Source organism: Streptomyces sp. NPDC059477, from assembly GCF_042749375.1.
Classification (GTDB): domain Bacteria; phylum Actinomycetota; class Actinomycetes; order Streptomycetales; family Streptomycetaceae; genus Streptomyces.
Genome location: NZ_JBHYUG010000031.1, coordinates 1 through 5,314, shown reverse-complemented (window position 1 = coordinate 5,314; position 5,314 = coordinate 1). Strand labels below are relative to the sequence as shown.

At 65.7% G+C, this 5,314-nt stretch carries 6 protein-coding genes, 1 tRNA gene and 1 pseudogene; 4 read left to right on the top strand and 4 right to left on the bottom strand.

Annotation, left to right across the window (positions count from 1 at the left end; translation table 11 throughout):
• Positions 1 to 52 precede the first annotated feature (52 nt).
• The 3 genes from ACFXAZ_RS17765 to ACFXAZ_RS17755 form a co-directional block, all read right to left on the bottom strand.
• The gene (locus ACFXAZ_RS17765; RefSeq protein ID WP_384591413.1) at positions 53 to 187 is read right to left on the bottom strand and encodes a hypothetical protein; all 135 of its coding nucleotides are present in this window, start codon (positions 185 to 187) and stop codon (positions 53 to 55) included.
• Positions 188 to 286: 99 nt separating this feature from the next.
• Complete coding sequence (locus ACFXAZ_RS17760; RefSeq protein WP_384591410.1) at positions 287 to 742, bottom strand: hypothetical protein; 456 nt, start codon at positions 740 to 742, stop codon at positions 287 to 289.
• 229 nt (positions 743 to 971) lie between these two features.
• On the bottom strand, positions 972 to 1,226 hold the full coding sequence (locus ACFXAZ_RS17755; RefSeq protein WP_384591407.1) for a hypothetical protein: 255 nt from the start codon (positions 1,224 to 1,226) through the stop codon (positions 972 to 974).
• A 272-nt stretch (positions 1,227 to 1,498) separates the two neighbouring features.
• Here ACFXAZ_RS17755 and ACFXAZ_RS17750 point away from each other — a divergent pair.
• Positions 1,499 to 2,840, top strand: a pseudogene (locus ACFXAZ_RS17750) (tetratricopeptide repeat protein).
• Positions 2,841 to 2,914: 74 nt separating this feature from the next.
• Complete coding sequence (locus ACFXAZ_RS17745) at positions 2,915 to 3,064, top strand: hypothetical protein (RefSeq protein ID WP_384591404.1); 150 nt, start codon at positions 2,915 to 2,917, stop codon at positions 3,062 to 3,064.
• 157 nt (positions 3,065 to 3,221) lie between these two features.
• Here ACFXAZ_RS17745 and ACFXAZ_RS17740 read toward each other — a convergent pair.
• Positions 3,222 to 3,309 (bottom strand) — tRNA-Leu (locus ACFXAZ_RS17740).
• A 184-nt stretch (positions 3,310 to 3,493) separates the two neighbouring features.
• Here ACFXAZ_RS17740 and ACFXAZ_RS17735 point away from each other — a divergent pair.
• A complete protein-coding gene (locus ACFXAZ_RS17735) occupies positions 3,494 to 4,819 on the top strand; it encodes a M20/M25/M40 family metallo-hydrolase (protein ID WP_384591401.1) in 1,326 nt (441 codons plus the stop codon).
• Between the two features lie 166 nt (positions 4,820 to 4,985).
• The gene (gene chpH / locus ACFXAZ_RS17730) at positions 4,986 to 5,219 is read left to right on the top strand and encodes a chaplin ChpH (protein WP_019066065.1); all 234 of its coding nucleotides are present in this window, start codon (positions 4,986 to 4,988) and stop codon (positions 5,217 to 5,219) included.
• Positions 5,220 to 5,314 lie beyond the last annotated feature (95 nt).

The following is a 5,314-nucleotide window of genomic DNA, read 5'->3' as shown; positions in this document are numbered from 1 at the left end:
GCCCCCGCGCGCGCGCGCCCCCCCCCCCCGGCCACCGGGGGGCCTGGGCGGCTCATACGGCGTTCAGCCGGTCCGGCGGGGCGGTCCACTCACGTCCGCCGCCCTCGGGCCGCACGAACGCTGTAGGGGTCTCCCTGCGCTCCTCGGGGAGCTTGCCAGGGTCGCCCCATCGGGAGTCAATCTCCATGAGTACGCCTGTGCGCCGGCCATCAGTGACGCGCTGGCCGATCATGCCTTTGGTGACCATTACCCCCACCCTCGAAGGGGCCGTTGGCAGGTACGGAGATCAAGCAGCATCGGTGCCCGCCCCCATGCGCGCGAGCCACTTAGCGAGGCTGTCGCTCGGCCCGCCGTGCTGCCACTCTTGAATCAGTTGGTCGGCGTGCGCCTGTAATGCCATGTCGAATGGGTCGATTTGCTGCCACTCGCACGGGCCCTGGTGGTCACGGAAGAGCGTGCACACGTCGCCGGTAGGGGTCTTACTACTCAGGCACACAGCGAGATCCTCGGCCCACTGGCCGGGCATCTCCTGATGCCAGCGCAGGAACACGTCCGAGCACGGTTCGCGCTGTGCGCCGTCCCGGAGAAAGGCTGCATGGAACACGTGTGGCACGTCGCCCATCTGGCACTGCAACGCGTCGGCGTCCGCCCAATCAGGGTCTGAGAACGCGCACTCAAGCTGGGCCGCGCTGGCGAGAACGTCAGGGTCGACAACGACCACTGCTTTGCACCGGGCGGTCATGTCGCCTCCCTGTTCCGGTTGCAGTCAGGGCAGTTGGGCACCGGGCACGGCGGGAGTGCGACAGGGGGGAACGAGATCATGCCAGATGCCGGGTCGAGCCGTCCGCCGTACTCCTCCCACCAAGGCGCCTGGACGGCCGTCTGGGGCTCTGCCGGGGTGTCGCTGAGGCTGACCGGCTCCGGGTCCGGCAGCCCGCTCAGACGGGTACTCGCACGCTTCGCGGGGGCCGTCATGACTCGCGCTCCATGAGGCTCTGGTGAAGCGCCACTTGCTCGGCCGCCTCGGCGCATAACTTGGTCCAGGTCGGCGCATCCACGGTGTGCGCGAGATTCCACGCCGGGTCGCTTGAACGGCTGGCCCCGTACTTCTCGCGCAGTGCGAACACGCTTGCGCTGTACGGGGGCGTCGCGTACCAACGCGAGGGTTCTTGGCTACCCGGCGCTGACTGGAAGTACGTCCAGCCATCGGGGAGTTTGGCACTCATCTGGCTTCCTTGTCGGTGGGGGATGCGCGGGCCCCGACCCATGCGTTACGGGGGGGGGCACAGGTCGGGGCCCCTTCCCCTCGCTGGAAGTTCTGGCTACCGGCAACGGGGTCTATGGAGTTACGTCCGTGATCCGGCGGTAGGGGTGCAGCCGGATCGCCATCGCCCCGCTCGCTCTAGGTAACCGACCCGTCACGCAAGGGGGTGCCGTTGAGCCGGCACTTGCTTTCAAAAGCCTCAAACGGTTACTCAGCACGAGGAGTTGACAGTCCGTGACGCGGGAGCCGAACGAGCCACTTGCGCGCCTGTACCGCGAGACCGCGTGGAACCTGCGGCAGTTCGCGCAGGCGGTTAACAAGATCGGTACTGAGCAGGGAACCCCAGTCAAATACCGTGAGCAATCCGCGCATCAGTGGCTCAAGGGATACATGCCGAGAGAGGGAACCCGCCCCCTGATCCTGGAGGCCCTGGCTCGAAGGCTCCTCCGTCCGGTCACACACAGCGAAGCGGGCTTTCCCGGGCCCAAAGGGAATTCGAAGGTCTGCCCGGGCGCCGTGGAAGGGCTAGTTGATCTCGGAAGGGACGACATAGACCCGTCACGACGCAGCGTTATAGGGGCGGGCCCGTTTTCTGTTGCTCTCGCCGTTCCCAATTGGCGGGATGTCGTGGGCCGTATGGAAGCGATCCAAACTGGTCAAGCGCAACGCATCGGCATGTCTGATGTTAATACCGTCATTTCCATGACGGATCGACTTTCAGACCTTGATGGTGAATTCGGGGGGCGATACGCGCGTCCCATGGCTGCTGCCTTTCTAGTTAATATCGTAGCCCCCTACATGAAGGCGGACGCGCCCGGGCGAGGTGCGAAAGGCAATGGTGTCCGCTGCATCTTTCCTGTGCTATCTCACAGGCTGGATGGCGGTTGATGAAGGATCACACAGCACAGCACAGCGGTACTACGTTAAGGGCTTGGAGCTTGCGGGCTCCAGTAGTGACTACTTGACCTACTGCCGCATCTTGCGTGGAATGTCGGTGCAATCAGTAGATTTGGGCCATGGTCAGACAGCAGTGGATTGGGCCAATGCGGCCAGTGAGGTATCCCCTACGGCTGGCCATAGAGTGGTCGCTTTCATGGCAGGTCAACAGGCTCATTCCTACGCGGTTGCAGGCGAGCGCTCTAACGCCCTCCGAAGCATCCAGGAAACCGAAACCGCCCTCAACAAGGCAGACAGTCAACGGGGAATTTTCGGTGGCTATAACGCTGCCACACTCGCTTACCACACCGCACAAGTGAGATATGCCTTAGGTGGTGTTGCCGGTAGTGTGGACTCACTACAGCTATGCTTGCGTTTGCGCAATCCCAAATGTGACTCTCATCGGGGAGATTTGCGCTTCGGTGCGATGTTGGCCGAGCGTCAACTTGAAATCGGCCACTTGGATGCAGCGTGTGCCACATAGGGGAAGGTTTTGGATGATTATCCAACGATTCAAACTGGGCAGGTCGATAATCACATCAGGGGAATGTTCCGGCTAATTCAGCCACACCTCAAGAACTCGACCGCGCGCGATCTCTACGAGCGGGCCCGACTGGTGGCTCCGTCGTCGACCGCGTAATTCTGAAGCGGCAGAAGCAGCGCCAGGACGACGAGCGGAAGCGCCTCGGGGCGGCGTGGGCCGACCATGACCTTGTGTTCGCCCGTGACGGCTTCAAGCTCTACCGGGTCGAGGCGGGCGGACCGCAGGACCCGGAGAAGGCGTCGGCATGGTGGCGCACCCTTCGTAACTGTCTGCATCTCCCCGACAACTTCCAGATAAACAACTGGCGCCACAGTGGGTGACCAATTCTCCGGAGGCTGGAGAGAACCCCGTAGAGGTCTCCGTCAACGTCCGACACCATCCTGGCCTGACCTGGGGAATCTCCCGGCTGTCGGTCACGTGGCCGGTCACGCCACAGCCCGGAAATGCAAGAAACCCCTGATGAACAGGGGTCTCAGCTGGTGTCCGAGGGGGGACTTGAACCCCCACGCCCGATAAAGGGCACTAGCACCTCAAGCTAGCGCGTCTGCCATTCCGCCACCCGGACAAGGTGTCTTTCGCGCGGGGTTTCCCTCGCGGCGACGACGTAAACATTACCAGGCTTTCGAGCGTGTCCGATCACACCCCCGGCCACGTGAACGACGTGTGACGGACCGGGACCGCTCTTGGGGCCGGGGCCGCGGGGAGAGAGGATGTGGGGGACTGCCAGCAGCTACAGCGGGAGGAACAGCGTGAGCCAGACGGGCACCGCGGGCGGCGTCACCGGCGAGGACGAGGTCGTCGATCTCTGCCGTGAACTGATCCGGATCGACACCAGCAATTACGGCGACCACTCCGGGCCGGGGGAGCGGGCGGCGGCCGAGTACGTCGCCGAGAAGCTCGCCGAGGTCGGGCTCGAACCCAAGATCTTCGAGTCCCACAAGGGCCGCGCCTCCACGGTCGCCCGGATCGAGGGCGAGGACCCGTCCCGGCCCGCGCTCCTGATCCACGGCCACACCGACGTCGTGCCCGCCAACGCGGCCGACTGGACCCACGACCCGTTCTCCGGCGAGATCGCCGACGGATGCGTGTGGGGCCGCGGCGCGGTCGACATGAAGGACATGGACGCGATGACCCTCGCGGTCGTCCGCGACCGGCTGCGCACCGGGCGCAAGCCCCCGCGCGACATCGTGCTCGCCTTCCTCGCCGACGAGGAGGCCGGCGGCACCTACGGCGCCCGCTTCCTGGTCGACAAGCACCCCGAGCTGTTCGAGGGGGTCACCGAGGGGATCGGCGAGGTCGGCGGGTTCTCCTTCACCGTCAACGAGAAGCTGCGGCTGTATCTGGTGGAGACCGCCCAGAAGGGCATGCACTGGATGCGGCTCACCGTCGACGGCACGGCCGGCCACGGCTCGATGACCAACGACGACAACGCCATCACCGAGCTGTGCGAGGCCGTCGGCCGCCTCGGCCGCCACACCTGGCCGGTCCGCGTCACCAAGACCGTACGGTCCTTCCTGGACGAGCTGTCCGACGCGCTCGGCACCGAACTCGACCCCGAGAACATGGACGAGACGCTCGCCAAGCTCGGCGGCATCGCCAAGATGGTCGGCGCCACCCTCCGCAACTCGGCGGCGCCCACCATGCTCGGCGCCGGCTACAAGGTCAATGTCATCCCCGGCCAGGCCACCGCCCATGTCGACGGCCGGTTCCTGCCCGGCTACGAGCAGGAGTTCCTCGCCGACCTCGACCGCATCCTCGGCCCGCGCGTCCGGCGCGAGGACGTGCACGGCGACAAGGCGCTGGAGACCGACTTCGACGGCAAGCTCGTCGACGCCATGCAGACCGCGCTCGGCGCCGAGGACCCGATCGCCCGCGCGGTGCCCTACATGCTCTCCGGCGGCACCGACGCCAAGTCCTTCGACGACCTCGGCATCCGCTGCTTCGGCTTTGCCCCGCTGAAACTGCCGCCGGAGCTGGACTTCGCGGGCATGTTCCACGGCGTGGACGAGCGGGTACCGGTGGAGGGCCTGAAGTTCGGCGTGCGGGTGCTGGACCGCTTCATCGACGCGTCCTGAGCGGCCCCCGCGGCATCCGGCGGCATCCGGCGGTTATTCGTCCGCCTGTGCGGCGATCACCGGGACGAGTGAATGCGCTCATCAGGTCGTAGCCCTAATCCGTGTCCCTCGTTACTGGTGTTGCGGTCCGTGGCTATGGGATCGCTTTTGCCAACAAGGAGGAATAATGATCAAGAAGGTCGTCGCCGCTGCGGCTGCCACTGGTGGGCTGGTTCTCGCGGGCGCGGGCCTGGCCGTTGCGGACTCCGGTGCCCAGGGTGCCGCCGTGCACTCCCCGGGCGTCGTCTCCGGCAACGTCATCCAGGTGCCGGTGCACGTCCCGGTGAACGTCTGCGGCAACACGATCTCGGTGATCGGGCTGCTGAACCCCGCCTTCGGCAACACCTGCATCAACAAGTGACGTTGGGCCTCGCCCGATGAGGGTCTGAGCCTTCGGGGCCCCCGGGGGGCGCCCCCCCGCCGCGGCCGGCGGAGTCGGGCCCAGAGACACACAGG